The organism is Chromobacterium indicum (assembly GCF_039708975.1).
Taxonomy (GTDB): Bacteria; Pseudomonadota; Gammaproteobacteria; order Burkholderiales; family Chromobacteriaceae; genus Chromobacterium; species Chromobacterium piscinae.
Genome location: NZ_JAYFSJ010000001.1, coordinates 201177 through 228006, shown reverse-complemented (window position 1 = coordinate 228006; position 26830 = coordinate 201177). Strand labels below are relative to the sequence as shown.

The following is a 26830-nucleotide window of genomic DNA, read 5'->3' as shown; positions in this document are numbered from 1 at the left end:
GGCCGATGCATCAACGCAACGGAACCGCCCCTATGGATATCGCCATCGTCACGCTGGACTGTTTCAACGAGCTGGACTCCATGATCGCCGCCGGCATCTTGGGCCGGATGAGCCCTCAGGGCTGGAGCGTGCGCATCTGCTCGCCCGCGCCCGTCATCCAGTCCCGCAGCGGCACCCGCGTGGAGCGCCAGGAAGACCTGTCCTACGCCAATCGCGCCGACGCGGTGTTGATCGGCAGCGGCTGGCGCACCCGCGACTGGGTGGCCGACGACGCGATCATGAGCCAGCTGAGGCTGGACCCGTCCCGCCAGCTGATAGGCTCCCAGTGCTCGGGCGCGCTGGTGCTGCACCGGCTGGGCCTGCTCCCTGACGGCGTCGCCTGTACCGACGGCATGACCCGGCCCATGCTGGAACAGCTCGGCATCCGCGTGCCGTCCGCGGCTTTCCGGGTTTCAGGCAATATCGCCACCGCCGGCGGCTGCCTGTCCTCTCAATACCTGGCAGCCTGGGTGCTGCTGCGCCTGGCTGGCGAGGCGAAAACCCGCGAGATCCTGTCCTACATCGCGCCGGTCGGAGAAGAAGACGCCCTCGTTCAGCGCGCGCTGTCCATCGTTTCCGCCGCGCCCGAGCCCGCCCTCCGATGAAGATCGCATCGCTGGCGGGGCTGGCGCCGGAAGACCTCCACCCCTGCTTTCTCGACGCTTTCAGCGACTACCTGGTGCCCGCTCAGCCTAGCCTGCCGCAACTGGCCGCCATGTTGCGTCGGCGCGGCTGGGCGCCCGAGCTGAGCGCCGGCGCCTGGCTGGATGGCAGCCTGGCCGGCTTCTGGCTATGCGCGACGCCGGAAATCGACGGGGAACGGGAAGGCTATTGCATCGCCGCCGGGGTCGCGCCCGCCGCGCGGCGGCGCCACGCGCTGACCGATATGGCGGGGCTGGTCAGCCGCCTGCTGGCCGCCCACGGCATCCGCCGCCAGCGCCTGGAAGTGATAGACGGCAACCAGCGGGCGCGCGACGCCTACGCCTCGCTGGGCTTCGCGCCGCTGCGCAAGCTGGACTGCTACCAGATGACGGCGCAGGTTCAGACCCGCCGCGCATGGCCGGTGACCATTCACTCGGCCCACGATCCGGCGCGATGGCCGGCTCCCGACGCCCTCTCCTACCCCCAGGCCGTGCCCAATCGGCGCGAATCGTTGCTGCGGGCCGACCCGCCGCTGCGCTGGCTGACCATCGACCGCGACGGACAAAGCCTGGGCTCGCTGCTGATGTCGCCGGACGGCGAGGTCGCCGAGCTGCAAGTGGATCCCGCCTTCCGCCGCCAGGGCGTCGCCAGCCAGTTGCTGCTGGCCGCCCAGGGACTAAGCGCGTACGGCCGCCTGGGTTTCAACAACGTCGACAGCCGCGATCTGCCTCTGGTTTCCCTGTTGCTGCGCCACCAGGCCGTCTACCGCCTGTCCCAATGGGAAATGGCGCTTTCCGCTGCGCGCTAGCCGGCGATTCCGCCTGCGGGTGTTAAAATGACAATACGGATTATTTTTAATCCGTCATTTTCGCCGCTCCCCAGCGGACGGCGCGCGCAACCCCGCCACGCCGGCGCACCGCCGGCGCGCGCAAACATCAGGACCTGCCGCATGACCCCGCAGCAACAGACCGAATGGCAGCAACGCCTGATCGCCTTGCTGGAAAGCCAGCCGCCGGACGACGACGGCGCCCATGACCTCAGCCATCTCCACCGCGTCTGGGCCGTCGCGCGCAAGCTGCTGGCCCACTATCCCGAGGCTGACCCCATCGTCGTCATGGCCGGCAGCTACCTGCACGACCTGGTCAACTTGCCCAAGAACCACCCGCAGCGCCAGCTCGCCTCGCACTGGTCCGCCGAGCGCGCGCGCCAATTGCTGGCCGACAGCGGCCTCTCCGACGCCCAACTGGATAACCTGGCCCACGCCATCGAGGCGCACAGCTACTCGGCCGCCATCCCGCCGCGCACGCTGGAGGCCAAGATCGTACAGGACGCCGACCGCATGGACGCACTGGGACCGGTTGGCCTGGCCCGCATGTTCTACGTATCCGGCCGCATGGGGCGCGCGCTGGCCCACCCGATCGACCCGATGGCCGAGCAGCGCGGCCTGGACGATCAGGCCTGGGCGATCGACCATATCGACGTCAAGCTGGCCAGACTGCCCGGCATGATGCACACCAAGGCCGGACGCGACATGGCCGAGCGGAAGCTGGAGTGGCTGATCCGCTTCCGCGACGAGTTCTGCCGGGACTGGATGGCCCGCTGAGAAAACCGCCCGGAGCGCGACGCCATGCTGATCGAAAAACTGCCTCGCAACACCCAAGGCCGGGACTGGACAGTCGGCGACGTGCACGGCTGCTTCGCCCAGCTGTCCCGCCTGCTCAAGATCGTCGCCTTCGATCCCGCTCGCGACCGGCTGCTATCGGTGGGCGACCTGGTGGATAGAGGGCCGGACAGCCCGATGGTGACGGAATGGCTGGCCCAGCCCTGGTTTCACGCGGTGCGCGGCAATCATGAACAGATGGCGCTGGACGCGGCGCGCAACCCGCTGGAGGATCAGGAGCGCCATCTGCGCAATGGCGGCCGGTGGCTGGCCGAACTGAGCCCAGCCGAGCTGGACGCCTGCGCCGCCGTACTGTCCCGGCTGCCGCTGGCGTTGGAAGTGGAAGTGGAGAGCGGCAAAATCGGCGTGGTCCACGCCGATTGTCCCGGCAACGACTGGACCGCGCTGGCCGCCAGATTGGAGGCCGGCAACCCCGATGAACAGGATCGCGACACGCTGCTGTGGTCCCGCGAGCGCGCTCGGAACGGTGGCGCCGGCACGGTGGCCGGCATCGATCTGGTCCTGGCGGGGCATACCCCCCAGCCTGACGCCGTTCTCTACGACAATGTGATGCATCTGGACACCGGCGCCGTCTACGGCGGCAAGCTCACGCTGTTCTGCCTTCAGGATTTCGTCGAGGTGTCGCTGCCCTCCGGCTTCGACCATCTGGCCCGCTTCGAACTGCATGAATTAGACGCCGGCCTCCCTCGCCGCTAGAATGCGCGCTCAGCAGACCAAGGACACGACAATGGCCGAGCGCAACAAGAAAACCGCCGCCCCCAAGCCGGGCCAACAACAACGCCGCGCACAGGATCAGCGCAACACCCAGGCCGAGGCCGCCTGCCGCCAGTTGGTCGGGTTGCTGGAAGCGATGGCGGAGGAAGGCCGGCTGGACGGCCAGGAAACCGCCGCCCAGTATCTGAACTCCACCCGCGCCTACTACCGCCGCATCCGCAACGGCAAGGTGATGGGGCCCGCCGACTTCGCCGCCGCCGCCGACGTCTGCGCCAGCGTCCGCCGCGCGCTGGCCGCGCTGGACCCGTCGCTGGAGTTCGCCGGCCTGCCGCAAGCCGACGCGCTGCGCGAAGCGCTGCGCCAGGGCGCGCTGGTGATGGAAGAAATGAAGCGCATCAAGGCGGGGAAAGCTGGCTGAGCGTCCGCCCTCATGCCATGATGAAGGCATCTCCAAACCACCCGCCTCCATCGCCATGTACAAGCACACGCCCCAGTTGCGCATCGCCCGCCCGGTCGGCAATCTCAACCTCAGCAAGGCGATGTATTGCGAAGGCCTGAATCTGCAGCAGCTGGGCAGCTTCAAGGATCATGAAGGTTTCGACGGCGTGATGCTGGGCCTGCCCGGCGCCGGCTACCATCTGGAATTCGTCGTCAGCCATCGCCACCCGGCTCACCCCAGCCCGACAGTTGAAGACCTGCTGGTGCTCTACCTCCCCGACCACGCCGAATGGGAGGCCGCCTGCGCCTGCATGCGCGCAGCCGGCTTTGCCCAGCAGCCCTCGGCCAATCCTTACTGGAACGTCCACGGCGCCACATTCGTCGATCACGACGGCTACCGCACCGTGCTGCAAAATACGGCCAGCCCCGTCTAAGGGGGCGGCCAAGCGCCGCCGACCGGCCCGCGAAAACGAGGCCCTCTCCGCGTCCTACTTCGACGTCTGGGCCTCTAGCTTTTCCAATAGCCCCGCCTTGCGCATTTTCTCAATGACCTTGTTGAATTCGGCGACCCACTTGTCCGCACCCGACGCCCTGGAAAATCCAAACGCGGCGTAGGACAGCTTGCCGATCGGCACATCGGAAACGCCTATCGTATCGGCGACGCCCTGCTGATTGACCAGATACTTCCCGACGTTGGAATCTATGGTGGCGAGATCGATGCGGCCTGAGTCCATCATCTTCATCAAGGTTATGGAATCCGCTGCCCGCTCGATCGGATGAGCGGACTCGAATATCGCCTCCATGTCCTTGTCGACCACCGAGCCGATTTCCATTCCCAGGTGATGATCTTTCAGCGCCTGATAATCGGTCCAATCCACGCGGCCGCGGAATGCGCTTTTTTTATAAAGAAAACAGTTGTACTGCCGCATTACGGGCAGGGAGAACGCCATGAACTGCTCCCGCTCTGGCGTCTTGTATAGGGGAAGAATGCCATCCACCAGGCCATCCTTGGCCGCGCTCAGGCAACGTTTCCAAGGCAATATCTTGACCGCGACCAGGATATCGAGTTGCTTGCCGATATCCTGCAGCAGCTTCACCTTGATGCCGCCGCTGGCCGCCTCGCCAAACTCGCCTATCGCATACGGCGGATATTTGTCGTAGCACAGCGTCAGCTTGCGGCTTTCCGCGTGCGAAAACCCGGCAATCAGCATAAAAACCGATAGCAGTACGCATTTGTACGCCATACCCCTCCCGCCGATTCCGCCAACCTGCTGCAGCGCTTTGCAAACAAGATGGACACGCATCCATCACTAGCCCCAGCTGATGCGAAACAGTTATCCGCACCTCTGCCGCCATTGGCAATACGGTCTGATCGCCGGCATGGCTTGCCTGGCCATATTCTCTTCCTGACCGCCGCTTTGAAAACAATGGCATTCGCGCCATCACCCCCACCCGAGGCGAGATAGATACCCACCGGATACCGCTCGGCCGCGGCCTATTCAGCATAGCCTTGCTGCAGGCGCGCATTGGCCATTCCATCCAGCCCGCGCCTTGCGGATCCCCTGCGGGATCGGGCCATGCCCGAACCGATGCCGCAGCGATAACGCCAGGCGCAGGATCGCCGCGAGTCCTTACTCGGCCACCGCCTCGCTCTCCTGCTGCAACCGCCACATTTCGGCGTAGCGCCCCCCCAGCTCCAACAGTTCGCGATGGCTGCCCTGCTCCACCACCCGGCCGGCGTCGAGCACCAGGATGCGGTCGGCGTCGACGATGGTGGACAGCCGGTGGGCGATGATCAGCGTGGTGCGGTCGGCGGAGATGGCGGTCAGTTCGCGCTGGATCGCCTTCTCGGTGCGCGAATCCAGCGCGCTGGTGGCCTCGTCGAAGATCAGTATCGGCGGATTCTTCAGAATGGTGCGCGCGATGGCGACGCGCTGTTTCTCGCCGCCGGACAATTTCAGCCCGCGCTCGCCGACCATGGTGTCGTAACCGTCCGGCAGGCTGCTGACGAAGTCGTGGATGTGGGCGGAGCGTGCCGCCTCGATCACTTCCTCGCGGGTGGCGCCGGGCTTGCCATAGGCGATGTTGTAATAAACGGTGTCGTTGAACAGCACCGTATCCTGCGGCACGATGCCGATATGGGCCCGCAGCGAATCCTGCGTCAGCGCGCGGATGTCCTCGCCGTTGATCCTCACCGCGCCGGAGGTAGCGTCGTAGAAGCGGAACATCAGCCGCGACAGCGTGGACTTGCCGGCGCCGCTGGCGCCGACCACCGCCAGCGTCTGCCCGGCGGGGATGGCGAAGTCCACATCATGCAGGATCTGCCGCTTGGATTCGTAGGCGAAGCCGACGCGCTCGAAACGTATCGTCGCGTTGCGGGCCGCCAGCGTCTTGGCGTCCGGCGCGTCCGCCACTTCCAGATTGACGCCCAGCAGCTTGAACATCCGTTCGATATCGGCCAGCGAATGCTTGATCTCGCGGTAGACGAAACCCAGGAAGTTCAGCGGCGCGTACAGCTGGGTGATAAAGGTGGCCACCAGCACCACGTCGCCCACCGTCATCCGGTGCGCCACCACGTCGCGCGCCGCCAGCACCATCACCAGCGTGACGCCGATGGCGATGATGGCGGCCTGGCCTGCGTTCAGCAGCGACAGCGACACCTGGTTCTTGATCGCCGACGCCTCCCAGGCCTCCAGGTTGCGGTCATAACGCTTGGACTCGTATTCCTCGTTATTGAAGTATTTGACCGTTTCGTAATTCAGCAGCGCGTCTATCGCCTTGGAATTGGCCTTGGAATCCAGGTCGTTCATCGTGCGGCGGTAGACAGTGCGCCACTCGGTCACCAGCAGCGTGAATGCGATGTATAGCCCGATGGTGCCCAGCGTCACCACCGCGAACTCCCACGAGTAGCGATGCAGCAGGATGGCCGACACCATGCCGATTTCCAGCAGCGTGGGCAGGATGTTGAACACGGTGAAATTCAACAGAAAGCCTATGCCCTTGGTGCCGCGCTCGATGTCGCGGCTCATGCCGCCGGTGTGCCGCTCCAGATGGAAACGCAGCGACAGCTTGAACAGATGGCGGAACACATTGCGCGCCACGCTGCGCACCGCACCCTGGATCACGCGGGCGAACACGGCGTCGCGCAGCTCGCCCAGCACGCCAGACAGCAGCCGCGCCACGCCGTAGCCGGTCAGCGCCAGCACCGGGATGGCCAGCAGCGTAGCCGGCACCGACAGCTGGTCGACGATGTCCTTCAAGTACAGCGGTACCGTCACCGCCCCTACTTTGGCCAGCACCATGCAGGCCAGGGCCAGGGAAACTCGCCACTTGAACGCCCACAGATAGGGCAGCAGGGTCTGGATGGTTTGCCAATCGTTGCGGCCGGACGGCGCCGGGCCGCTATGGGTGATACGCATAAATAAGGTTTGCCTGTGACTAAGACCTATCCCAAAGTGAAATAGCACTTCACTTCATAAAGGGGCGGACATCATGTGGATTCTGTTGCTGGAAGCGCTGGGAGCCGGCGGGCTCGCCACTTTCATCGTCTGGTGGACCTGGCCGCGCGACGAAAAAGACTCTTCCTGTAAAAGCGATTAGTGCAGCACCCGCGGCGCCACCAGCGTCATTTCGGGAATGGACGCCTCGAAACGCTGGCCATCGTCCGCCATCATCTGGTAGACGCCCTTCATGCTGCCGTACGGCGTGGTGATATGCGCGGCGCTGGAATACTCGAATACCTGGCCGGGATCGAGATGCGGCTGCTCGCCCACCACGCCCATGCCGCGCACCTCCTGCACCTGCTGGTTGGCGTCGGTGATGATCCAGTGACGGCTGATCAGTTGCGCCGGCTCGCTGCCGGTATTGGTGATGCGGACGCGATAGGCGAACACGTAGACATCATTGGCGACGCTGGACTGGTCCGCCACGTATTGCGGCTCCGCCCGCACCTCCATCTGGTAGAGTTTGTCGGCCATTTCGGCTTCTCCTGATTGATCTTGGTTTTCATTTTATCCGGCCAAACCGCTTTTGGCGCGGTAGAATGCCGGGCATTCCTCGTTTATCGATGTCAGAGCAATCGCCATGCGCACTTTCCGTATCGCCCCCAGCATTCTGTCCGCCGATTTCGCCCGCCTGGGCCAGGAAGTCAGCGATGTCATCGCCGCCGGCGCCGACATCATCCACTTCGACGTGATGGACAATCACTACGTCCCCAACCTGACCATGGGCCCGATGTTCTGCGAGGCCATCCGCCCGCACAGCAGCGCGCCCATCGACGTGCACCTGATGGTGAAGCCGGTCGACGCGCTGGCCGCCGCCTTCGCCAAGGCCGGCGCCGACATCATCACCTTCCATCCGGAGGGTTCGGAACACATCGACCGCACGCTGGGCCTGATCAAGGATGCCGGCTGTAAGGCCGGCCTGGTGTTCAATCCGGCCACGCCGCTCTCCTACCTGGACCACGTGATGGACAAGCTGGACATGATCCTGATCATGTCGGTGAACCCGGGCTTCGGCGGACAATCGTTCATTCCGCACGCGCTGGAAAAGATCCGGCAGGTCCGCCAGCGCATCGACGAATACACCGCCAAGCGCGGCGGCGAAATCTGGTTGGAAGTGGACGGCGGCGTCAAGGTGGACAACATCGCCCAGGTGGCGGCCGCCGGCGCCGACACCTTCGTGGCCGGCTCCGCCATCTACGGCCAGAAGGATTACAAAGCCGTCATCGACGCGATGCGCGCCGAGCTGGCCCGCGTCCAGGCATAAGAGCGCGGCTGGCCTCCTCCACCATCAAGGGGTAAAGCAATGCATGCATTCATCGTCACCGGCGCCTCGCGCGGCCTGGGTTACGCCATCTGCGAAACGCTGCTGAGCGACGGCTATTTCGTCATCGGCATCGCCCGCAACGCCGGCCCGGCGCTGGAAGGGCTGGCCGCCCGCCATCCCGAGCGGCTGCTGGCCGTCAACGCCGATCTGGCCGACGCCGCCCAGGCCTCCGCCTCCATCCACACCGCTTTGCAGCAACTGCCGCTGCCGGAATGCGCGACCGTCACGCTGATCAACAACGCCGGCGTGGTGACGCCCATCGCCCAGGCCGGCCATTATCCGGCCGACGAGGTGGTGAAGGCTATCGCCGTCAACGTCACCGCGCCGCTGCTGGCCACCGACGCGCTGCTGTCCGCCACCGATCGTCTGCCGGCGCGCCGCCGCATCCTGAACATCTCGTCCGGCGCAGCCGCCAAAGCCTATCCGGGCTGGAGTGTGTACTGCGCCACCAAGGCGAGCCTGGACCACTTCAGCCGCAGCGTGGCCGTGGAGCAGGAAGGCAAGGCCAATCCGGCGCGCATCGTCGCGCTGTACCCTGGCGTGGTGGACACCGACATGCAAGGCAATATCCGCGCCAGCGACGAGGGCCAATTTCCGCAGAAGGCCCGCTTCGACGCGCTGAAGTCCGACGGTGCGCTGAGCAGCCCGGGCGACGCCGCGCGCAAGATCGTCGACTACCTGGTTTCGCCAGCCTTCGGCCAGCTGCAAGTCGTCGACATCCGCGAGCTCTAGACACTCCGCATCACCCATTCCGCCGCGGCCCGCCGGCCGCGGCAGCAAAGCAGATACATGAATCTCAAGCACATCAAAGCAGTCGCCTTCGATCTGGACGGCACCCTGGTCGACTCCATTCCCGATCTGGCCGACGCCGCCAACGCGATGCGCGAGCATCTGGGGCTGCCTCCGCTTGATCCCGAGCGGATCAAGAGCCACGTCGGCGACGGCATCGCCAGCCTGGTGCACCGCGCCATCACCGACGAGCGCCACGCCGAGGCCGACGGCCCGCTGTGGGAGCGCGGCTACCGTTTCTTCGTCCAGCGCTACAGCGAGCGCCTGGCTGTCCGCACCACAGTCTATCCCGGCGTGCTCGACGGCCTCGCCCTGCTGCGCGCCCTCAAGCTGCCGCTGGTCATGATCACCAACAAATCCGAACGCTTGGCCGTGCCATTAGCCGAGCAACTGGGCCTGCGCGACCTGTTCAGCCTGATCCTCGGCGGCGACACGCTGCCGGAGAAGAAACCATCGGCGCTGCCGCTCTTGCATTGCTGCCAGGTGCTGGGGATTCAGCCGCAGGAACTGGCGATGGTAGGCGACTCCGCCAACGACGTAGCCGCCGCCCGCGCAGCCGGCAGCGCGGCCATCGCCGTCAGCTACGGCTACGCCGACGCGTCCACGCTGGGCGCGGACCTGACGGTAAACAGTGTTGCCGAGCTCTACGATTTGATGAAGAATGACTGAATCCCGTCAACCCTGAAGGAACTCAAACGCCCATGGCCTTTCTTCCCTGCCCCGCCAGCTGGCGATGGCGTCGCCCGGCCCACGCCCCGCACGACCCCGCCCAAACTGACAAGACACAGGAAGAACCGCATGCAAGCGCAAGAGTTTGACCAGCTGGCCGCCGCCGGCTACAACCGCATCCCCGTCACCCAGGAACTGCTGGCCGATCTGGACAGCCCGCTGTCCATCTACCTGAAGCTCGCCAACCAGCCGTACAGCTACCTGCTGGAATCGGTGGTGGGCGGCGAGCGCCACGGCCGCTATTCCATCATCGGCTTGCCGGCCGACACCCGCTTGCGCGTCAATGGCCAGCGGGTGCAGGTGGAGTGCGGCGACAAGGTGATAGAGCGCCACGACGGCGACCCGCTGGCCTTCATCGAAGCCTTCCAGCACCGTTTCCGCATCCCGGAGCTGCCCGGCCTGCCGCGCTACTCCGGCGGCCTGGTCGGCTACTTCGGCTACGACACCATACGCTATGTGGAGCGCCGCCTGGCCGACGTCCAGAAACCGGACCCGGTCGGCACACCAGACATTCTGCTGATGCTGTCGGAAGAGATCGCCGTGGTGGACAACCTGTCCGGCAAGCTCTATCTGGTGGTTTACGCCGACCCCGAAGTGCCCAACGCACTGCAGAAAGCCAAGGCGCGGCTGGCACAGCTGCGCGCCAAACTGCGCGAGCCGCTGGCCATCCCGCTGTCGCTGCCGCAACCGCACGAGGGCGAGGCGGTGTCGGAATACGGCGAGGACGCGTTCAAGGAAGCGGTGGCATCCTGTCAGCGCTATATCCACGACGGCGACATCATGCAGGTAGTGCTGGCCCAGCGCATGCAGCAGCCCTATCACGGCTCCCCTATCGCGCTGTACCGCGCGCTGCGCAACCTCAACCCGTCGCCGTACATGTTCTTCTATCATTTCGACGACTTCCACGTGGTGGGCGCCTCGCCGGAAATCCTGGTTCGCCGCGAAGGCGAAACCGTGACCGTGCGCCCGATCGCCGGCACCCGCCCGCGCGGCCACAGCCGCGAGCACGACGAGGCGCTAGCCGCCGAGCTGCTGGCCGATCCCAAGGAAATCGCCGAACACGTGATGCTGATGGACCTTGGCCGCAACGACGTCGGCCGCGTCGCCGACATCGGCACCGTGAAGATCACCGACAATATGGCGATCGAGCGCTATTCCCACGTGATGCACATCGTGTCCAATGTCGAAGGCCAGGTGGACCGCAAGATCAGCAATATCGACGTGATCAAGGCCACCTTCCCGGCCGGCACGCTGTCCGGCGCGCCCAAGGTGCGGGCGATGCAGATCATCGACGAATTCGAGCCGACCAAGCGCGGCGTCTACGGCGGCGCGGTGGGCTACCTGGGCTTCAACGGCGACATGGATCTCGCCATAGCCATCCGCACCGCGGTGCTGAAGAACGGCATGCTCTACGTGCAGTCCGGCGCCGGTATCGTCGCCGACTCGGTTCCGCAATCGGAATGGCAGGAAACGCAGAACAAGGCGCGCGCGGTGCTGCGCGCCGCCCAGATGGTGCGGGACGGGCTGGACGCCTGACCTTTCCAACCCCAAAACGCCGGCTCATGCCGGCGTTTTCTTATGCATCCAGATCCCTGCCCACCCGCCAGGACAAAGGCAGCGTCAACAACAGAAAGGCCGCCAGCGCCAGCATCGCCACCGGCACGCCGGCGAGATCGCCCAAACGGCCGAACAGCACTGGCGACAACGCGCCGCCGCCTATCGTGCCGGTGTAGAACAAGGCGAACGCATGTTCCCGCCCAGTGGCATCGGCCAGCTCCGGCACGGTGCCGTACAGCACCGATGAAGTGCCGTTCAGCGCCAAGCCCAGCAAGGGCAGCATCGCCATGGTTCCAAACAGCGGCAAAACCAGGCTCATCGCGATCAGCAGAGCGGTCATCCCCTCGGTCAGCCATACCGTCCTGACCATGCCGATACGCGCGCCCAGATAGCCGCAGAACAGCTTGCCGAACGCGCCGCCGACGAACAACAGCGACAGCGCCAAACCAATGCCCGCCGTGCCCGCCCCCTTGCTCTGCAGCAGGAAGGGGAGAAAAGTCAGAAAGCCCATCCGCGCCGCGCTGTCTATCGCGCCGGTGGCCAGCAAGGCGCGCAAGCCGCCCCTCGAGCCCTTGCCCGCCGCCCGCGCCACCGACTTTGCCGCAGCGCTTGGCAAACGGTCCGGAATCAGCCGCCACAGCACCCCGGCCGCCGCCAAGCCCAGCAGCCCCATCAGGCTGACGCTGAGCCGCCAGCTCGCCATCGTCAGCAGCAAGCCTGTCAACGCCGGGATCAGCGTCTTGCCGATATCGCCGGCGAAATTGTATTGCGCCAGCGCCTGCCGCGAGCCGCCGCCGGCCTCATGGCTGTCCGCCACCAGCGAAGACGCCAGCGGGTGCTGGACGCTGGCGCCCAGACCGCCCAGCGCCAAGGCCAGCAGCAGGACCGCCAGGCCGCCCGCTTGGCCGGCCAACAGATAGGCCATGCCCGCCAGCGCGGTGCCGCCAACCAGCATGCGCTTGCGCCCCCAGCGCTTGGCCAAGCGGCTGGCCAACAGCTGGAAGCCGGCCATCGCGCCGGAATACGCGCCGCGCAGCAAGCCCACCATCGCGTAGCCGATGCCGAATTGCGCCTGCCAGATGGGCAGCAGCACGTAGACCAGGTCGGTCAGGCCGTCGTGGACCGCGTGGGCGCCGCTTGCGGCCAGCAGCGCGCGACGACGCGAGCGCATGTCTTCGCTTGCCGCCTCGGCGCCCAGAACAGCGGATTTGGGATCATTCATTGAGATGACGCTTCGATTTCCATGCGGACCATTCTAGCGCCGTAAAACACAAACGTCATACCCAAGAAGAACGCCGTCTGCAGACTGCCGACGCCGCCATCCCCCCGCAGCTCGCCGCCCAGCATGTAGCAGGACTCGTCGGGAGCCAGGAACGCCGCGCCTTGGCCAGTTCCTCCGGCCGTTCCAGGCCAGCGGCCCGGCATGCCCAGCTTGCGAAAGCCGGCGTTTGGGCCAGTCCCGGCGGCATGCCATTGACGCAACCGACGCAGCCTCTTTATGGCCATTAGTATGCAATATATAGTAGGTATTGAATTGATACTAATCATCCATCATGACTTTGAAAAATCAGCAGGAAACCGCCTCAGCCAGCACCTGTCCGATGCTGCAATTCATCGACCTGATCGCCGGTAAATGGGCGATTCCCATTCTTTACCGCCTGATCGTGATGGATCGACCGGTGCGTTTCGGCGAACTGCAGCGAGCGGTCGGCACCATCACCCAAAAGGAACTCACCCGCCAGCTGCGCGCTTTCGAACAGCGCGGCCTGGTGCGGCGCACGGTTTACGCCGAGGTTCCGCCCCGCGTCGAATACCAGATCACCGCGCTGGGCAGCACGCTGCAGCAACCGCTGCAGCAACTGGCGGGCTGGATGGAGCGCTATGGCGACCAGCTGAACCGCAGCGCCTCATGAACAGGCGCGACACGGCAGGGCAAAGCCGAATTCCGGGGGTGACGGCGACTGCCGACTATGGGGTATAGTGTTGGCAACCCGTAATCATGCATGCCGTCTGTCCTGCGCAGAAAAACCGGGCACGAAACCGGGCAAGATATCTGGCGCCGCAGCAAAATTTTAAAATTCAACAATGAATTCAAAAGGTTAATCATTCAATGCTATTGATGATCGACAATTACGATTCCTTCACCTACAACCTGGTGCAGTACTTCGGCGAGCTGGGCCAGGACGTGAAGGTGTTCCGCAACGATGAAATCACCCTGCAGCAGATCGAAGAGCTTCAGCCCAAATACCTGGTGATCTCCCCCGGGCCCTGCACGCCCAATGAAGCGGGCGTGTCGGTGCCGGCTATCCTCCATTTCGCCGGCAAGCTGCCCATCATGGGCGTGTGCCTGGGCCACCAAGGCATAGGCCAGGCTTTCGGCGGCAAGGTCATCCACGCCAAGCAGCTGATGCACGGCAAGGTGTCGCCGGTCAGCCATCTGGACAAGGGCATGTTCCGCGGCCTGCCCAATCCCGTCACCTGCACCCGCTACCACTCGCTGGTGATCGAGCGCGAAACGCTGCCGGACTGCCTGGAAGTCACCGCCTGGACCGACGACGGCGAAATCATGGGCGTGCGCCACAAGACGCTGCCCATCGAGGGCGTGCAGTTCCACCCGGAATCCATCCTCACCGAGCATGGCCACCGCATGCTGGACAACTTCCTGAAGGAATTCGCCTGATGCGACTAACGCCGCTGCTGCTCGGCGTCCTGCTGGCCTCGCCCGCCTGGTCCGGCGCGCTGGACGATTGCGAGCAAAGCAAGGCCGACAGCCCCGCCGTCGCCGCCTGCCTGCAGCAACGGCACGGCGAAACAGGCCGCCAGCTGGCCGCCCAGGAAGACAAGGCGCTGGATGCGATGCGCAAGCTTGACGCCGCCACCGACGGCCGCTTCCACGCCGCGCGCGAACTGCGCCGCGCCCGCCAGTCCTACCGCGACTACCGCCGCCAGCACTGCGACTGGGTGGAAGCCAGCTACGCCAGCGGCAACGGCGCGGCCCGCGCCCGGCTGGCCTGCGAAATCGATCTCGACACGCAAAGGCTGGCCGACCTCGCCCGCCACAGCTGATAGGAAATCCACATGATCACCCCGCAAGCGGCGCTGAACCGCCTGATCGACGGCAACGAGCTGTTCTACGAAGAAATGCTGGCGCTGATGCGCCAGATCATGCGCGGCGAACTGACGCCGGCGCAGACCTCCGCCATTCTGATCGGCCTCAGGGTCAAGGTGGAATCCGTATCGGAAATCGCTGCGGCCGCCACCGTGATGCGCGAATTCTCCACCCACGTGCCGGTATCCAACCGCAATCATCTGGTGGACACCTGCGGCACCGGCGGCGACAAGTCCCACACCTTCAATATTTCCACCACCGCGGCCTTCGTCGCCTCGGCCGCCGGCGCGCGCGTGGCCAAGCATGGCGGCCGCTCGGTATCGTCCAGCTCCGGCAGCGCCGACGTGCTGGAGCTGCTCGGCGTCAACCTGCAATTGACGGCGGAACAGGTCGGACAGTGCCTGGACGAGATCGGCCTGGGCTTCATGTTCGCGCCCAACCACAACAGCGCGATGAAGCATGTCGCGCCAATCCGCAAGGAACTGGGCGCGCGCACCATCTTCAACATCCTGGGGCCGCTGACCAACCCGGCCGGCGCCGACAACCAGTTGATGGGCGTGTTCCACCCCGACCTGGTGGGCATCCAGTCCCGCGTGCTCAAGCAGCTGGGCAGCAAGCACGTGATGGTCGTCCATGGCAGCGACGGCCTGGACGAATTGACACTGTCAGGTCCCAGCATGGTGGCGGAACTCAAGAATGGCGAGATACTGGAATACCAGCTGGAGCCAGGCGAGTTCAGCCTCGCCGCCTGCGAGCTGAAAGACCTGCGCGCCAACACCGCCGAACAGTCCCGCGACCGCCTGCTATCGGTATTGGACGGCCAGCCGGGACCCGCCCGCGACATCGTGCTGTTCAACGCCGGCGCGGCGATTTACACCGCCGATATCGCCCCAAGCCTGGCCGACGGTGTTACCATGGCGCGCGAAGCCTTGGACAGCGGCAAAGCCAAGCAGAAATTACAGCAGCTGGTCGCCTTGAGCGGGAAGCTCGGCGGCTGACTCCCCAGCGGGGCGGCGCACCTCCGCCCTCCAACCTCATATCGCGTCAAAGCCATCATGAACAAAATATCCAAAGATATCTTCAAAGCGTATGACATCCGCGGCATCGTCGGCAAAACCCTGACCGCCGCCGTCGCGCGGCAAATCGGCCAGGCCGTGGCCTCGGAAGCCATCGCCCGCAAGGTCAAGGCCATCGTGATCGGCCGCGACGGCCGCCTGTCCGGCCCCGAATTGAGCGAGGCGCTGGCCGAAGGCATCCGCGCCGCCGGCGTGGACGTGATCGACGTCGGCCGCGTCGCCACCCCGATGCTGTACTTCGCCGCCCACCAGCTGGGCACGCTGTCCGGCGTGATGGTGACCGGCAGCCATAACCCTCCCGACTACAACGGCTTCAAGATGATGCTGGCCGGCGATACCCTGGCCGGCGAGGACATCCAGAAACTCTACCAGCGCATCGTCGACGGCGACCTCGCCGAAGGCGAAGGCGGCTACGGCACCGAAGACATCGCGGAAGCCTACCTGGAACGCATCACCTCCGACATCAAGCTGGAACGCCCGCTGAACATCGTGGTGGATAGCGGCAACGGCGTCGCCGGCGCTTTCGGCCCGCTGCTGTACCGCCGCCTGGGCTGCAAGGTGCGCGAGCTGTTCTGCGACGTGGACGGCAATTTCCCGAACCACCACCCGGACCCGGCCAAGCCGGAAAACCTGAAGGACCTGATCGAGGCGCTGCAGAAGACCGACGCCGAGATCGGCCTTGCCTTCGATGGCGATGGCGACCGCCTGGGCGTGGTCACCAAGGACGGCAACATCATCTGGCCGGACCGCCAGCTGATGCTGTACGCGGCAGACGTGCTGGACCGCAACCCCAAGGCCAAGGTGATCTTCGACGTCAAGTCCACCCGCCTGCTCAAACCCTGGATCAAGAAGAACGGCGGCGTGCCGGTAATGGCGCGCACCGGCCACAGCTTCATCAAGGCCAAGATCAAGGAAACCGGCGCGCTGCTGGCCGGCGAAATGAGCGGCCACGTGTTCTTCAAGGAGCGCTGGTACGGCTTCGACGACGGCATCTACACCGGCGCCCGCCTGCTGGAAGTGCTGTCCCGCGTCGAGGACCCGAGCGAGCTGCTGAACGCGCTGCCCAACGCCGTCTCCACGCCCGAGCTGAACCTGAAAATGGCCAAGGAAGGCGAGAACCACGCGCTGATCTCCAAGCTGCAGGAGTCCGCCAAGTTCGACGGCGCCGAAGAAGTGAACACGCTGGACGGCCTGCGCGTCGAGTACAAGGATGGCTTCGGCCTGGCCCGCGCGTCCAACACCACGCCGGTGATCGTGCTGCGCTTCGAAGCCGACACCGAGGAGGCGCTGGAACGCATCAAGGGCGACTTCCGCCGCGTGCTGGCCACCGCCACCGACGCCAAGCTGCCGTTCTAAAGCCGGACCGGGCCGCCCGGCGGCCCATGAACTACGCTGTCAGGGGACATGGTGCATCCATGTCCCCGTTGCATTGAAAGGAAACCCATGTATCAACTGGCCGCCAGCCACTTCACCACCGCGCGCGACCTGCTGCGTTTCGCCGTGTCGCGCTTCAACGAGGCCGAACTCACCTACGGCCACGGCACCCACAACGCCCACGACGAGGCGGCCTACCTGATCCTGTCCGCGCTGCAGCTGCCGATCGACACGCTGGAACCCTACCTGGACGCCAGACTGCTGCCGGAAGAAGTGGAAAGCGTGGTGGAGCTGATCCGCCGCCGCGCCGAAGACAAGGTGCCGGTCGCCTACCTGACCAACGAAGCCTGGCAGGGCGAGTTCAACTTCTACGTCGACGAGCGCGTGCTGGTGCCGCGCTCCTTTATCTACGAACTGCTGGGCGAGCCGCTGGCGCCGTGGATCGAACACCCGGAACTGGTGCACCGCGCGCTGGACCTGTGCACCGGCTCCGGCTGCCTGGCCATCCAACTGGCCAGCCACTATCCGGACGCCGAGGTCGACGCCGTCGACATCTCGCTGGACGCGCTGGAAGTGGCTGCGGTCAACGTCGAGCACTACGGCCTGCAGGACCGCGTCAACCTGATCCACACCGACATGTTCGAGGGGATCGAGGAGAAGTACGACCTGATCATCTCCAACCCGCCCTACGTCGATGCCGAATCAGTGGAAGAGTTGCCGGAAGAGTACCTGCACGAACCGGAAATCGCGCTTGGCTCCGGCGAAGACGGCCTGGACGCCACCCGCGAAATCCTGCGCCGCGCGCCGGAATTCCTCAACGAACGCGGCGTGCTGCTGGTGGAGATCGGCCACAACCGCGACATGCTGGAAGAGTGCTTCCCTTCCCTGCCCTTCATGTGGATGGAAACCCAGAGCGGCGACGGATTCGTCTTCCTGCTCACGCGTGAAGACATCGTCAACGCCGGCATCTAATCCATTCGCAAAGCCGCCAAAACCAAGGGTTTGGCGGCTTTTATCATTTCTTCTCCGGCCATACGCACACTACCAACCGCTCTTTCCTCCCGCTTTTGGCCGATATTGCTCAAAATGCTTATCCAGATGGCTGACAAAGGCCCGCACTTTCGCCGACAGATTGTTCTTCATCGGATAGACCGCGTGAATATCGGCTGCCGGAAACTGCCAGTCCCCTAGCACTTCTCGCAATCGTCCCGAGCGAAGATAAGGCGCGACATTCCATTCCGAGCGCAGCAATATCCCCAACCCTCGCAGCGCCCAGCTGACCGCAGCCTCTCCATCGTTGGTCGAGACCGTCCCGCGAACCTTCACATTGGTTTGCGCTGTCCCTGAATGAAGGTGCCACGCGCCATAGGTCTCGTCGCTTTCCCGGATCACAATGCAGCGATGGCGCTGCAGATCCATCGGCGAAGCCGGAATGCCGAAACGCTCCAGATAAGCGGGAGATGCGCATAACAGGCGGCGATTGCTGGCGATTTTCTTGGAGGTGAGGCGGGCATCCGGCATTTCGCCGAAGCGGATGCAGACATCGAACCCTTCTTCGATCAGATTGGCAGGACGGTCGGACAGAGACAGCTGAACGTCGACATCGGAATAAATCTCGACGAAATCCGCTATCGCCGGGGCGATGAATTGCCGGCCAAAACCGAAAGTCGCATTGACGCGCAGCAACCCTTTCGGGATGGATTGGGCGCTGGCAAGCCTTTGCTCCAACTCCTCCAGCTCCCCAAGAATCTTTTTCCCCTCCGCCAGATACAGCTCGCCTTCATACGTGACGGCCGCTCGTCTCGTCGTGCGGTTCAACAGCCGAATGCCAAGCCGCGCCTCCAGATTGGCCAAACGCCGGCTGACGGCGGCGGTGGACACGCCCAGTTCTTGCGCCGCGCCGGACAGCGTGCCCGCCTTCACCACTTCCAGGAAAAAAGCGACGTCGGATATGGAGTTCATTTTTGCGTTCAAGTTAAAAACAGTTTGATATTTCAATTATTGTACAGAAATTTGCAATCCACTAACTTGCCTCCAAAGGAAGCCGCCTCGCTTTCAGGCTCACCGGGAGACAAGAGTGACCGCATTGCAAACCCCACCCCTAACGCTTTACCAAAAGCTGGTCGACACCCACACGGTGGCGCGTCTGGATCCGCAGAACGTGCTGCTTTACGCCGACCTGCACATCATGAACGAGTACACCAGCCCGCAAGCCTTCGCCGGGCTGGCGGAAGCCGGCCGCGGCGTCCTGCGGCCCAGCCAGAACGTGGCGGTGGTCGACCACATCATCCCGACCCACCCCGTGGAGATCCGCATCATCGAGGAGCCGAATTCGGCATTGCAAGCCTCGAACCTGAAGAAGAATTGCGAGCGCCACGGCATTCTGCTGTTCGACGCCAACGACCGTTTTCAAGGCATCGAACATGTCATCGCGCCGGAACTGGGCATGATCCGCCCGGGCATGGTCGTTCTCTGCGGAGACAGCCACACCACAACCTACGGCGCGCTGGGAGCCTTAGGTTTCGGCATCGGCACCTCCGAAGTCGAACACATATTGGCGACCCAGACCCTGGTCTATCGCCTCGCGCAAACCATGCGCATCCATGTAGCCGGCCGCTTGCCGCTCGGCACCACAGCCAAGGACCTGATCTTGCTGATCATCAACCGGATCGGCGCGCACGGCGCGCGCGGCTACGCGGTCGAGTTCTGCGGCGAAGCCATTGAAGCGTTGACGATAGAAGCGCGGATGACGCTGTGCAATATGGCGGTCGAGGCCGGCGCCCGCGGCGCGCTCATCGCGCCGGATGCGCTGACGCTGGAATACATCGCCCGCCATTGCCCGGACCTGGCCGGAGCGACGCTGGACGCCGCGAAGGCGGACTGGCGCGCCCTGCGCAGCGACGACGGCGCCCCATTCGACCTTGAGCTCGAATTCCAGGCCGGCGACGTCGAGCCCTATGTGACCTGGGGCACCAGCCCCGACCAATCCATTCCGATCAGCGGCCACGTCCCCTCTGTCGCGTCGGCGCCGGAGGGGCCTGAGCGGCTCACCATGCAGCGGGCGCTGCGCTATACCGGCCTGGCCGAAGGCGCCCAACTGGAAGGCTTGCCCGTTCAGCGCGTCTTCATCGGCTCTTGCACCAATGCCCGCATCGAGGACTTGCGCGCTGTCGCGGAGATCGTGCGCGGACGAAGCGTGGCGCCTTCGGTGCGCGCCATGATCGTGCCGGGCTCAGGCGAAGTGCGCCGCCAGGCCGAACAGGAAGGTCTGGCTCAGCTCTTCATCGAAGCCGGCTTTGAATGGCGCCAACCCGGCTGCTCCCTATGCCTGGCCATGAATGACGACCTGCTCAACCCCGGCGAGCGGTGCGCCTCCACCACCAACCGCAATTTCGAAGGCCGCCAAGGCCGGGATGCGATCACCCACCTGATGAGCCCGGCCATGGCCGCCGCCGCCGCCGTCGCCGGCTGCATCACCGACGTTCGCAAACTGGGAGCGCAAGCATGACCGTTCACACCCGAATCGAAGGCATGGCCGCGCCGTTGCCGGTCAACAATCTGGACACCGACCAGATCATGCCGAAGCAATTCCTGCGCCGCATCGACAAGGCGGGCCTGGCCGAAGGCCTGCTGTACGACATGCGCTTCGGCCCGGATGGAAAGCCCCGTCCGGCGTTCGTTCTCAATCGGCCGGAATACGCCGCAGCCAGGATACTGGTGACCGGCCCCAATTTCGGCTGCGGATCCAGCCGCGAACACGCGGTCTGGGGCCTGCGGCAATACGGCATCCAGGCGGTGATCGCGCCCAGCTTCGGCGAGATTTTCTATTCGAACGCGATGAACAGCAGCCTGATGCTGGTGGCGCTGGCCGAAGCCGATGTCGAAGCCATTCTGGCCGACGTCTCCGCGCCGGAAAACAGCCTGGTCGCGATCGATATCGCATCCATGACGGTGCGAAGCAAGAGTCTGACGGCGTCTTTCTCGCTGTCCGAACGCCATCGCCGGATGTTCCTCGAAGGCCTGGACATGATAGGCGCGACCTTGGCCATGCAAGACCAGATCCACGCATTCGCCGCCAGACATTGGCAGCAGCGGCCCTGGCTGAAAGACATCGCATCCATGACAAAAAACCGTTTGGCGTAAGCGGGGCGCCCGTCAGGGCGCCAATAAGATGAGACAAACATATACATAGGCACCGATCCAAATTTTGTGTAATCGGAGTTATTCGCCACTTGTGCTTGCCTTACGTAGCAGTTCCTCATCGATCGTGCGGATTACAGACACGACTAAGTAGTGAAGTGCTTCGGCTTCCAGCAAAGACAACGTCGCCTCCTTGCGACCAGATTCGAAGTGAAAGACATCAATTTGAACTGGATTGCTCACACCATTCCAAGTAAATGACCAGTGCGCAAAACCGTTCCTCACCTTGCGGAACAGGTCATTGTTGAAAGCATCTCGCGCGCTAGCTAAAAGCGGAAAATTTGCATGATGGGACTTCAGCTTCTTCGCGAGAGGTGATGGACTCTGTCTCAGCAGGCGACCAAGCGGGCCATCCACAAGTAAGAAAGTAGGAAGCCAGCGCGCCAGGTACCAGCCTCGACATGCCAATGGTTGAAGTACCTTTTCGGCTTGACGCCAATGAACGCCAGCAGAGAAGGCCAATTGCGCAAGAACCGTTTCGATGGACTCACTGATCACAGGGTTGGCGGAGAGATAGTCGGCCAAGTCGGACTGAAAAGTCGGATCAGCGATGAGCTGGCGGCACTCTATCTCAAGGGCCGCTTGAGGCGAGTCGACCAGCCAAGCGGCTGCCAGCCCACGCGAAGCAAGTAGCTCAAATAGCTGTTTGTCAAAATCGTTCCCAGATTGCAGCACGGCTTCACTTACGCGAATTGGGACCTGCGGCTGTCAGAGGTTGAATACACCAGCCTACATGGCCTTTCAAACAGGCCCAAACCTTGCGCCCCTCGGATGAGACGTTGAACTATAGCCCTAACTTCTGTCCTCCATACCTTCATCGATTTTTCTTGAAGGTTCTGCCTTCAGTCTCATTCACGTCGACAGCGGAACAGCCGCGCCCCGCACTCACGACCAGTCCGGCTTCAACACCATCAGGAAATACACCGCCAGCATCGCGCAGAAGGCCGGATAGCCCAGGCGCTCCCAGATCCGCGCGAAACGCCAGTAGCGCGCCGGCAGCGCCTGGCCAGCCTCCGCCGCGTCGCGGGCCATGCCTGCCATCCGGATCTGCAGCCACACAACCGGCAGCCAGCACACGCCGGCAAATAAAAATAAGCCCAGCGCCCAAACAATCCAGGATTGGCTCAACGGCCACCCCGCCTGATGCGCCAGCCATAAACCGGACAAGGGCTGGAAAATCACCGCCGGCGTGGTGAACCACCAATCGGCCCGCACCACCAAGTGGGCCACCTCAGCCTGAGCCGCCACCTTGCCGCCGCGGTTTGCGAAAAACATGTAAAAGGCGGAGCCGAGTCCGGTGCCCACCATCAGCGTGGCGGACAGAATGTGCAGGGTCTTGACGATCAAATAGGCATTCATGATTTTCCCTCCCGATTGGCGCCCAGCCACAGCAGCATCGCCAGAATGGGCAAGTTCTTCACCAGCGGCGCGAACGGATGCAGCCAGTTCTCCGGCAAGGCCACCGCTACCGCCACGCTGTAAAACAACACGGTCAGCGCCTGCAGCCGCCATCCCAACACCGAGGGCCGCCAGACGATCCAGACCGCGTACGCGACATCCAGCGCGCAGGAAAGCAGGAACAACGGCGCCAGCGCTGCCTGCGGCAAACCCAGCCGCGCCAGCATAGCGATCGACTCGCTCCAAGCCGTCAACGGCGGCTGAGAGCCACTCCACAGCCACAACGCGGCCAGCGACAGTTCCACCATTCGCCGCGAAACTTTCATGCTGCCTCCCTGAATTGCCTGAACGACAGCGGCTGGCGGCCAAGCAGCGCGGCGAAAGCGATCGGGTCGGCTGTCGAGCCTTGGCGCAGCATGCGCAGGCTGTCTCGATTCAGCAGACTGCCGGGCCAGCATCCGCAAGCGGCAGCCAATCCGTCCGCCAGCCAAGCCGGCACAGGGCATAACCAGGCTGCGCCATCCACGCCCTGCAAACGCCTCAATTGCCGCAGATAATCGGCCAAAGACGCTTCTTCCGCTCCGACGAAATCGATCACGCCGCGCGCATCGCCTTCGATCAAGCGCTGCAGCCCCTTGGCCACGTCGGCCGCCGCCACCGGCTGGATGCGCTGTCCGCCGCCTTCCGGCAACAGCCAGAACGGCAGGCGAGCCAAGCGCAGCAACACGCGGCTGCTGGCGCCGTCCGCGCCGTATATCAGCGAGGGCCGGGCGACGACAACGTCCATGCCGCAATCCAGCAGAGCGGCATCGCCTCTGCCCTTGCTGGACAGGAACGGCGCACCGGCATGCGCTGCGGCGCCCAAAGCCGACAACTGCACCCAACGCCGGACGCCATGCGTCCTCGCCAATGCAGCCAGACGCAATGGGCCGGCATGGTGAATGGCTTCGAACCCGCCGGCTCGCCCCTGCCGGAACGCGCCGGCCAGATTGGCGACGGCATCCACGCCATCCAGCCAAACGGTCCAGCCCTGATTCGGACGCGCCAGATCCAATTCGGCGCGGGACGGGGCCGACAGCTCATGTCCCGCCTCGATCAGCCTGGCGGCCAGCCTCCGGCCGATAAACCCATTGCCGCCCAGCAGCAATATCTTCATTGCAGCGCTCCGGCATGATCGGCGATGGCTGTTCCCGCCGCCTTGGGCCTGCTGAAAGCCACCTGGCGCCACACCAGCAGCACCAACACCAACAGCTGCGCCACCACGCCTATCAGCGCCCACTTCAAGATTTCGCGTATATCCAGCCACAGGGAGGCCGACGCGTGCTCGGGCGCCAGCAGCAACACTGTCAACAGTGGCGTGGCCAGTATCAGCAGCAGAAAAACCCGGCTCCAGAACGGCGCGCCCTCGCCGCTCTCGCACAAGGCTAGCGTGACTTGCCGCAAGGGATCGGCCAGCAGAAACCAGCACAACAAGCTGCACAGCGCCGGCACCAGAATCATGACGATGATGAATCCGCTCATGGCAATCTCCTTTATTTCTGAAATTTCTGTCAAAACAGAAATTAATGGGCAAAATTTCCCCTTATGCCAAGCCAGACGGCTGGCCATCGCTCGCATCCGCGCCGGAGCCTTCCCGGCCCGGCGCCTCAATCGTCTGTTTCCGGCTTGCCTCGGCCCAGCAGTTTCTGAATGCCGGCCCCCATCTTCAGCACCTTGCTCAGCGTGGACGTGGACAGCCTCAACATCTCGCGCGTCCAGGCGGTCAAGGTATCCATGAACTGCCAGGTATTCTTGATCCGCTGCTGAGCCAGCGGGCTTTCCAGGGAAAAGTCCGGGCTATCCATGCATTCACGCAGCACCTGCAAGGTCGGCTCGATCTCGCGCCGCTGGCGCTCGGCGACAATGATGCGGAACAGTTCCCACACATCGCCCGAGGTTTCGAAGTGGTCGCGCCTATCACCCAGCACATGGGCGATGCGGATCAGCTTCCAGCCTTGCAGCTCCTTCAGGCTGTTGCTGACATTGGAGCGGGCGACGTTCAGCGTCTCCGCCAGCTCCTCCGCGCACATCGCGCGGCCGCTGATGAACAGCAGCGCGTGAATCTGGGCGACCGTTCGATTGACGCCCCAGCGGGTGCCCATCTCGCCCCAGTGGAGCACGAATCTTTGGCTTACAGGTGTCAGTTCCATGTTTGATAAGATATTAATTTCTGAAATTTCTGTCAATAGAGAAATTTATTGAGAATAAAAAGGCATGGCTACCGCCATGCCCTGTCTGCTAGCTGGCCAGCACGGCCGGTTTTGGCGGCGCGGCAAGCGGCTCTCTCAACAAACGCAGTTTAAGGTTGGCCAAGTAATCCGCCCTGCATTGCCGCAAGATGTAATCACGGTAGTTTTTCTGCTTCAGATCCTCCCAGGCTTGCAGGCGTCCTTGCCGCGAACGCTCCTCCGCTTCGAGCGCCATGTTCTCGTCCACCGGCAAGTTGGCGTCCGTCAACAATGTGTAGCCATAACGCTCCATATAGGGACGGCAGGCGGTTTCGATAATCTCGATTTCGCGCATCGACAGCTGCTGCTTGAACTTGTCGGCGTGGGCGATGATGGGCGGGAAGTGGTTGGACGACCACAGCGCCGAACGCTGCGCGATCTGCGCCGCTTCGGCCGAGCCGCGGATGTCCAGCATCTGCGGCATGAAGGCGATGCCGAAGAAATCGCACACCTGGCGCAGCGCCATCTGCTGGTCGGTCAGGAAATCCTCGTAGCGTATGGTCAATACCTTGTCCGGATGTTCGGTCAGCAGCCTGTCGGCCGCCTGGTAGGCCGCGAGCCAGGTCCGCACATTGAGAACGGTGTCGAAGTCATGGATGATGGCGCGATTGATCGACGCCACCTGGGCGCGCGGATCGCGCACGACATTGAGGAAGCGCATCTGCGGCAGTAGCTCCAGCAACTCGGCGGCGTAATGGACATTGTCCAGCGACTTGTCCATCACCACGCGGGCTTGATGGCGCTCCCCCACTCGCAGCAGCAGCTCCCAGGCCACCTTGTGCACGCTGCGCGTCTGTCCGGACAGCACTTCGAAGATCTCCACCGGATCAAACACCACATCCGGCCACTTCACCATGCTGACCGCTTGCAAACCCACCACGTCGACCACCAGCTGGAAGTAATTGCGGTCATCGGACAAATCGCCGTACAAAGGCAGCAGCGGCATGAAATCGACGATGTGCAGCGGATAGGGCGAATAGAAATCCGAGTTGAAATTGAGCCTCAGCCTCAAGGCGTGGCTGCCGCAACGCCTCAACGGGATCATCAGCACCGGCAGCGGCCGGTCCTCGTCAGATATGATATTCATGGCTGACCTCCTCCATCGCCGCCGGGCTGCAACAGTGCAGCGCCATCCCGAACAACTGGCTCACGCACTCGTCGACGCTCAGCGTGCTGGTGTCCAACGCCAGCGCGGCCTGCTCCGGCGCTTCGTACGGCGCGGAGACGCCGGTGAAATGCGCGATCTGCCCGGAACGCGCCTTCGCATACAGGCCCTTGCAATCGCGCCCCTCACACACCGCCAGCGGCGTGCTGATGTAAACCTCGGCGAAACGGCGCTCGCCGACGATGTCGCGCGCCATTTCTCGGTCGCTGCGCAGCGGAGAGATGCAGGAACAGATCACGATCAGGCCGGCGTCGTTCATCAGTCGCGCCACCTCGGCCGCCCGGCGCAGGTTTTCCCGGCGGTCCTCCTCGGTAAAACCCAGGTTGCGGTTGATGCCATGGCGCAGATTGTCCCCGTCCAACACCACCGCGGAAAATCCGCCGCCCACCAGTCTCGCCTCCAGGTCGTAGGCGATGGTGGATTTGCCCGCGCCGCTCAGCCCGGTCAGCCAGATAGTCATCGACGCATGGCCGAACAAGCGCTGCCGGTCCACCAGGCGGATCCGGCCGCCGGTGCGAAAAACATTGGCGGGCACGCCCGCCTGAATGGATACCTCTCCCATCTGCCGCCTCCCTCGGTGATCGCGCGCGCTCCTCGAGAGGACTCGATCCCACGATAATCACATATCGGATAATCTGGTCATAGCGCCTAACCGAGGTGGGAATCCAGTACAAAGCACTGGCCTAGTATTTGCACGGACAATTCAATGCATATTTAAGATCAGCCGGATATTCCATTCGATTAACTTGCAGATTCCTGCAGCCACTCTGCTCAATAGCCGGCTCGTTCCCTCACTGACCAAGGCGAGGCAAAATTGGAAACAGC

Annotated in this window: 31 protein-coding genes; 18 read left to right on the top strand and 13 right to left on the bottom strand. The window is 63.8% G+C overall.

What is annotated here, in order from left to right; translation table 11 throughout:
• The first annotated feature begins 32 nt into the window (after window positions 1–32).
• The 6 genes from VA599_RS01210 (at window position 33) to VA599_RS01185 (ending at window position 3948) form a co-directional block, all read left to right on the top strand.
• Window positions 33–644: a type 1 glutamine amidotransferase family protein gene (locus VA599_RS01210; protein WP_346787401.1), complete on the top strand. Its 612-nt coding sequence runs from the start codon at window positions 33–35 to the stop codon at window positions 642–644.
• On the top strand, window positions 641–1489 hold the full coding sequence (locus VA599_RS01205; protein WP_346787400.1) for a GNAT family N-acetyltransferase: 849 nt from the start codon (window positions 641–643) through the stop codon (window positions 1487–1489). The genes VA599_RS01210 and VA599_RS01205 overlap by 4 nt, the downstream gene beginning before the upstream one ends.
• 141 nt (window positions 1490–1630) lie before the next feature.
• On the top strand, window positions 1631–2284 hold the full coding sequence (locus VA599_RS01200) for an HD domain-containing protein (protein ID WP_346787399.1): 654 nt from the start codon (window positions 1631–1633) through the stop codon (window positions 2282–2284).
• A 24-nt stretch (window positions 2285–2308) separates the two neighbouring features.
• The gene (locus VA599_RS01195) at window positions 2309–3058 is read left to right on the top strand and encodes a metallophosphoesterase (protein WP_346787398.1); all 750 of its coding nucleotides are present in this window, start codon (window positions 2309–2311) and stop codon (window positions 3056–3058) included.
• 31 nt (window positions 3059–3089) lie between these two features.
• Window positions 3090–3494, top strand: a complete 405-nt coding sequence (locus VA599_RS01190; RefSeq protein WP_346787397.1) for a hypothetical protein — start codon at window positions 3090–3092, stop codon at window positions 3492–3494.
• Between the two features lie 55 nt (window positions 3495–3549).
• Window positions 3550–3948, top strand: coding sequence for a VOC family protein (locus tag VA599_RS01185; protein ID WP_021475406.1), 399 nt, complete (start codon window positions 3550–3552; stop codon window positions 3946–3948).
• Between the two features lie 54 nt (window positions 3949–4002).
• Here the strand turns inward: VA599_RS01185 and VA599_RS01180 are convergent, their stop codons facing one another.
• The 3 genes from VA599_RS01180 to apaG form a co-directional block, all read right to left on the bottom strand.
• Window positions 4003–4818 carry a substrate-binding periplasmic protein gene (locus tag VA599_RS01180; RefSeq protein ID WP_346787396.1) on the bottom strand — a complete coding sequence of 272 codons (816 nt, stop codon included), beginning with the start codon at window positions 4816–4818 and terminating at the stop codon, window positions 4003–4005.
• 327 nt (window positions 4819–5145) lie between these two features.
• Window positions 5146–6933 (bottom strand): ABCB family ABC transporter ATP-binding protein/permease, encoded by a 1788-nt coding sequence (locus tag VA599_RS01175; RefSeq protein WP_346787395.1) that lies wholly within the window; start codon window positions 6931–6933, stop codon window positions 5146–5148.
• A 177-nt stretch (window positions 6934–7110) separates the two neighbouring features.
• Complete coding sequence (apaG, locus tag VA599_RS01170) at window positions 7111–7491, bottom strand: Co2+/Mg2+ efflux protein ApaG (protein ID WP_021475402.1); 381 nt, start codon at window positions 7489–7491, stop codon at window positions 7111–7113.
• Window positions 7492–7597: 106 nt separating this feature from the next.
• On the opposite strand from apaG, the gene rpe reads away from it, so the two are divergent.
• From rpe to trpE, 4 genes are all read left to right on the top strand, one after another.
• Entirely contained in the window at window positions 7598–8281 is a 684-nt protein-coding gene (gene rpe / locus VA599_RS01165; protein WP_021475401.1) for a ribulose-phosphate 3-epimerase, read from the top strand.
• A 39-nt stretch (window positions 8282–8320) separates the two neighbouring features.
• Window positions 8321–9073 (top strand): SDR family oxidoreductase, encoded by a 753-nt coding sequence (locus VA599_RS01160; protein ID WP_346787394.1) that lies wholly within the window; start codon window positions 8321–8323, stop codon window positions 9071–9073.
• 57 nt (window positions 9074–9130) lie between these two features.
• Window positions 9131–9799, top strand: a complete 669-nt coding sequence (locus VA599_RS01155; protein ID WP_104947068.1) for a phosphoglycolate phosphatase — start codon at window positions 9131–9133, stop codon at window positions 9797–9799.
• A 129-nt stretch (window positions 9800–9928) separates the two neighbouring features.
• Window positions 9929–11395 (top strand): anthranilate synthase component I, encoded by a 1467-nt coding sequence (gene trpE, locus VA599_RS01150; RefSeq protein ID WP_346787393.1) that lies wholly within the window; start codon window positions 9929–9931, stop codon window positions 11393–11395.
• A gap of 40 nt (window positions 11396–11435) precedes the next feature.
• On the opposite strand, the gene VA599_RS01145 is transcribed toward trpE, so the two are convergent.
• Window positions 11436–12638 carry an MFS transporter gene (locus VA599_RS01145; RefSeq protein ID WP_346787392.1) on the bottom strand — a complete coding sequence of 401 codons (1203 nt, stop codon included), beginning with the start codon at window positions 12636–12638 and terminating at the stop codon, window positions 11436–11438.
• A gap of 331 nt (window positions 12639–12969) precedes the next feature.
• On the opposite strand from VA599_RS01145, the gene VA599_RS01140 reads away from it, so the two are divergent.
• The 6 genes from VA599_RS01140 (at window position 12970) to prmB (ending at window position 17947) form a co-directional block, all read left to right on the top strand.
• Window positions 12970–13329 (top strand): winged helix-turn-helix transcriptional regulator, encoded by a 360-nt coding sequence (locus VA599_RS01140; protein ID WP_104947065.1) that lies wholly within the window; start codon window positions 12970–12972, stop codon window positions 13327–13329.
• A 197-nt stretch (window positions 13330–13526) separates the two neighbouring features.
• Window positions 13527–14096: an aminodeoxychorismate/anthranilate synthase component II gene (locus VA599_RS01135; protein ID WP_021475394.1), complete on the top strand. Its 570-nt coding sequence runs from the start codon at window positions 13527–13529 to the stop codon at window positions 14094–14096.
• Complete coding sequence (locus VA599_RS01130) at window positions 14096–14482, top strand: lysozyme inhibitor LprI family protein (protein ID WP_021475393.1); 387 nt, start codon at window positions 14096–14098, stop codon at window positions 14480–14482. The genes VA599_RS01135 and VA599_RS01130 overlap by 1 nt, the downstream gene beginning before the upstream one ends.
• Window positions 14483–14494: 12 nt before the next feature.
• The gene (trpD, locus tag VA599_RS01125) at window positions 14495–15523 is read left to right on the top strand and encodes an anthranilate phosphoribosyltransferase (RefSeq protein ID WP_346787391.1); all 1029 of its coding nucleotides are present in this window, start codon (window positions 14495–14497) and stop codon (window positions 15521–15523) included.
• A gap of 57 nt (window positions 15524–15580) precedes the next feature.
• Complete coding sequence (locus tag VA599_RS01120) at window positions 15581–16957, top strand: phosphomannomutase/phosphoglucomutase (protein ID WP_104947063.1); 1377 nt, start codon at window positions 15581–15583, stop codon at window positions 16955–16957.
• Between the two features lie 87 nt (window positions 16958–17044).
• Window positions 17045–17947, top strand: a complete 903-nt coding sequence (gene prmB, locus VA599_RS01115; protein ID WP_104947062.1) for a 50S ribosomal protein L3 N(5)-glutamine methyltransferase — start codon at window positions 17045–17047, stop codon at window positions 17945–17947.
• Window positions 17948–18016: 69 nt separating this feature from the next.
• On the opposite strand, the gene VA599_RS01110 is transcribed toward prmB, so the two are convergent.
• Window positions 18017–18937 carry a LysR family transcriptional regulator gene (locus VA599_RS01110; protein ID WP_346787390.1) on the bottom strand — a complete coding sequence of 307 codons (921 nt, stop codon included), beginning with the start codon at window positions 18935–18937 and terminating at the stop codon, window positions 18017–18019.
• 115 nt (window positions 18938–19052) lie between these two features.
• On the opposite strand from VA599_RS01110, the gene leuC reads away from it, so the two are divergent.
• Entirely contained in the window at window positions 19053–20483 is a 1431-nt protein-coding gene (gene leuC / locus VA599_RS01105; RefSeq protein WP_346787389.1) for a 3-isopropylmalate dehydratase large subunit, read from the top strand.
• Window positions 20480–21118, top strand: coding sequence for a 3-isopropylmalate dehydratase small subunit (gene leuD / locus VA599_RS01100; RefSeq protein WP_346787388.1), 639 nt, complete (start codon window positions 20480–20482; stop codon window positions 21116–21118). The genes leuC and leuD overlap by 4 nt, the downstream gene beginning before the upstream one ends.
• 78 nt (window positions 21119–21196) lie before the next feature.
• Here leuD and VA599_RS01095 read toward each other — a convergent pair whose 3' ends face one another.
• The 8 genes from VA599_RS01095 to cysC form a co-directional block, all read right to left on the bottom strand.
• Window positions 21197–21850 (bottom strand): hypothetical protein, encoded by a 654-nt coding sequence (locus tag VA599_RS01095; RefSeq protein WP_346787387.1) that lies wholly within the window; start codon window positions 21848–21850, stop codon window positions 21197–21199.
• A gap of 210 nt (window positions 21851–22060) precedes the next feature.
• Window positions 22061–22534 (bottom strand): DUF2269 family protein, encoded by a 474-nt coding sequence (locus tag VA599_RS01090; protein ID WP_346787386.1) that lies wholly within the window; start codon window positions 22532–22534, stop codon window positions 22061–22063.
• Entirely contained in the window at window positions 22531–22899 is a 369-nt protein-coding gene (locus tag VA599_RS01085) for a DoxX-like family protein (protein ID WP_346787385.1), read from the bottom strand. The genes VA599_RS01090 and VA599_RS01085 overlap by 4 nt, the downstream gene beginning before the upstream one ends.
• Window positions 22896–23729 carry a complex I NDUFA9 subunit family protein gene (locus VA599_RS01080; protein ID WP_346787384.1) on the bottom strand — a complete coding sequence of 278 codons (834 nt, stop codon included), beginning with the start codon at window positions 23727–23729 and terminating at the stop codon, window positions 22896–22898. Before VA599_RS01080 ends, VA599_RS01085 begins: the two co-directional genes overlap by 4 nt.
• Window positions 23726–24094 carry a hypothetical protein gene (locus tag VA599_RS01075; RefSeq protein ID WP_346787383.1) on the bottom strand — a complete coding sequence of 123 codons (369 nt, stop codon included), beginning with the start codon at window positions 24092–24094 and terminating at the stop codon, window positions 23726–23728. The genes VA599_RS01080 and VA599_RS01075 overlap by 4 nt, the downstream gene beginning before the upstream one ends.
• A gap of 125 nt (window positions 24095–24219) precedes the next feature.
• Complete coding sequence (locus tag VA599_RS01070) at window positions 24220–24762, bottom strand: GbsR/MarR family transcriptional regulator (RefSeq protein WP_104947054.1); 543 nt, start codon at window positions 24760–24762, stop codon at window positions 24220–24222.
• A gap of 88 nt (window positions 24763–24850) precedes the next feature.
• Window positions 24851–25927 (bottom strand): sulfotransferase family protein, encoded by a 1077-nt coding sequence (locus VA599_RS01065; protein ID WP_346787382.1) that lies wholly within the window; start codon window positions 25925–25927, stop codon window positions 24851–24853.
• Complete coding sequence (gene cysC, locus VA599_RS01060) at window positions 25911–26567, bottom strand: adenylyl-sulfate kinase (protein ID WP_346787381.1); 657 nt, start codon at window positions 26565–26567, stop codon at window positions 25911–25913. Before cysC ends, VA599_RS01065 begins: the two co-directional genes overlap by 17 nt.
• Between the last annotated feature and the right edge of the window lie 263 nt (window positions 26568–26830).

Coding starts and splice junctions, on each gene's coding strand:
- VA599_RS01210 (WP_346787401.1), top strand. CDS start 33: ATGGATATCGCCATCGTCACGCTGGACTGTTTCAACGAGCTGGACTCC.
- VA599_RS01205 (WP_346787400.1), top strand. CDS start 641: ATGAAGATCGCATCGCTGGCGGGGCTGGCGCCGGAAGACCTCCACCCC.
- VA599_RS01200 (WP_346787399.1), top strand. CDS start 1,631: ATGACCCCGCAGCAACAGACCGAATGGCAGCAACGCCTGATCGCCTTG.
- VA599_RS01195 (WP_346787398.1), top strand. CDS start 2,309: ATGCTGATCGAAAAACTGCCTCGCAACACCCAAGGCCGGGACTGGACA.
- VA599_RS01190 (WP_346787397.1), top strand. CDS start 3,090: ATGGCCGAGCGCAACAAGAAAACCGCCGCCCCCAAGCCGGGCCAACAA.
- VA599_RS01185 (WP_021475406.1), top strand. CDS start 3,550: ATGTACAAGCACACGCCCCAGTTGCGCATCGCCCGCCCGGTCGGCAAT.
- VA599_RS01180 (WP_346787396.1), bottom strand. CDS start 4,818: ATGCGTGTCCATCTTGTTTGCAAAGCGCTGCAGCAGGTTGGCGGAATC.
- VA599_RS01175 (WP_346787395.1), bottom strand. CDS start 6,933: ATGCGTATCACCCATAGCGGCCCGGCGCCGTCCGGCCGCAACGATTGG.
- apaG (WP_021475402.1), bottom strand. CDS start 7,491: ATGGCCGACAAACTCTACCAGATGGAGGTGCGGGCGGAGCCGCAATAC.
- rpe (WP_021475401.1), top strand. CDS start 7,598: ATGCGCACTTTCCGTATCGCCCCCAGCATTCTGTCCGCCGATTTCGCC.
- VA599_RS01160 (WP_346787394.1), top strand. CDS start 8,321: ATGCATGCATTCATCGTCACCGGCGCCTCGCGCGGCCTGGGTTACGCC.
- VA599_RS01155 (WP_104947068.1), top strand. CDS start 9,131: ATGAATCTCAAGCACATCAAAGCAGTCGCCTTCGATCTGGACGGCACC.
- trpE (WP_346787393.1), top strand. CDS start 9,929: ATGCAAGCGCAAGAGTTTGACCAGCTGGCCGCCGCCGGCTACAACCGC.
- VA599_RS01145 (WP_346787392.1), bottom strand. CDS start 12,638: ATGAATGATCCCAAATCCGCTGTTCTGGGCGCCGAGGCGGCAAGCGAA.
- VA599_RS01140 (WP_104947065.1), top strand. CDS start 12,970: ATGACTTTGAAAAATCAGCAGGAAACCGCCTCAGCCAGCACCTGTCCG.
- VA599_RS01135 (WP_021475394.1), top strand. CDS start 13,527: ATGCTATTGATGATCGACAATTACGATTCCTTCACCTACAACCTGGTG.
- VA599_RS01130 (WP_021475393.1), top strand. CDS start 14,096: ATGCGACTAACGCCGCTGCTGCTCGGCGTCCTGCTGGCCTCGCCCGCC.
- trpD (WP_346787391.1), top strand. CDS start 14,495: ATGATCACCCCGCAAGCGGCGCTGAACCGCCTGATCGACGGCAACGAG.
- VA599_RS01120 (WP_104947063.1), top strand. CDS start 15,581: ATGAACAAAATATCCAAAGATATCTTCAAAGCGTATGACATCCGCGGC.
- prmB (WP_104947062.1), top strand. CDS start 17,045: ATGTATCAACTGGCCGCCAGCCACTTCACCACCGCGCGCGACCTGCTG.
- VA599_RS01110 (WP_346787390.1), bottom strand. CDS start 18,937: ATGAACTCCATATCCGACGTCGCTTTTTTCCTGGAAGTGGTGAAGGCG.
- leuD (WP_346787388.1), top strand. CDS start 20,480: ATGACCGTTCACACCCGAATCGAAGGCATGGCCGCGCCGTTGCCGGTC.
- VA599_RS01090 (WP_346787386.1), bottom strand. CDS start 22,534: ATGAATGCCTATTTGATCGTCAAGACCCTGCACATTCTGTCCGCCACG.
- VA599_RS01085 (WP_346787385.1), bottom strand. CDS start 22,899: ATGAAAGTTTCGCGGCGAATGGTGGAACTGTCGCTGGCCGCGTTGTGG.
- VA599_RS01080 (WP_346787384.1), bottom strand. CDS start 23,729: ATGAAGATATTGCTGCTGGGCGGCAATGGGTTTATCGGCCGGAGGCTG.
- VA599_RS01075 (WP_346787383.1), bottom strand. CDS start 24,094: ATGAGCGGATTCATCATCGTCATGATTCTGGTGCCGGCGCTGTGCAGC.
- VA599_RS01070 (WP_104947054.1), bottom strand. CDS start 24,762: ATGGAACTGACACCTGTAAGCCAAAGATTCGTGCTCCACTGGGGCGAG.
- VA599_RS01065 (WP_346787382.1), bottom strand. CDS start 25,927: ATGAATATCATATCTGACGAGGACCGGCCGCTGCCGGTGCTGATGATC.
- cysC (WP_346787381.1), bottom strand. CDS start 26,567: ATGGGAGAGGTATCCATTCAGGCGGGCGTGCCCGCCAATGTTTTTCGC.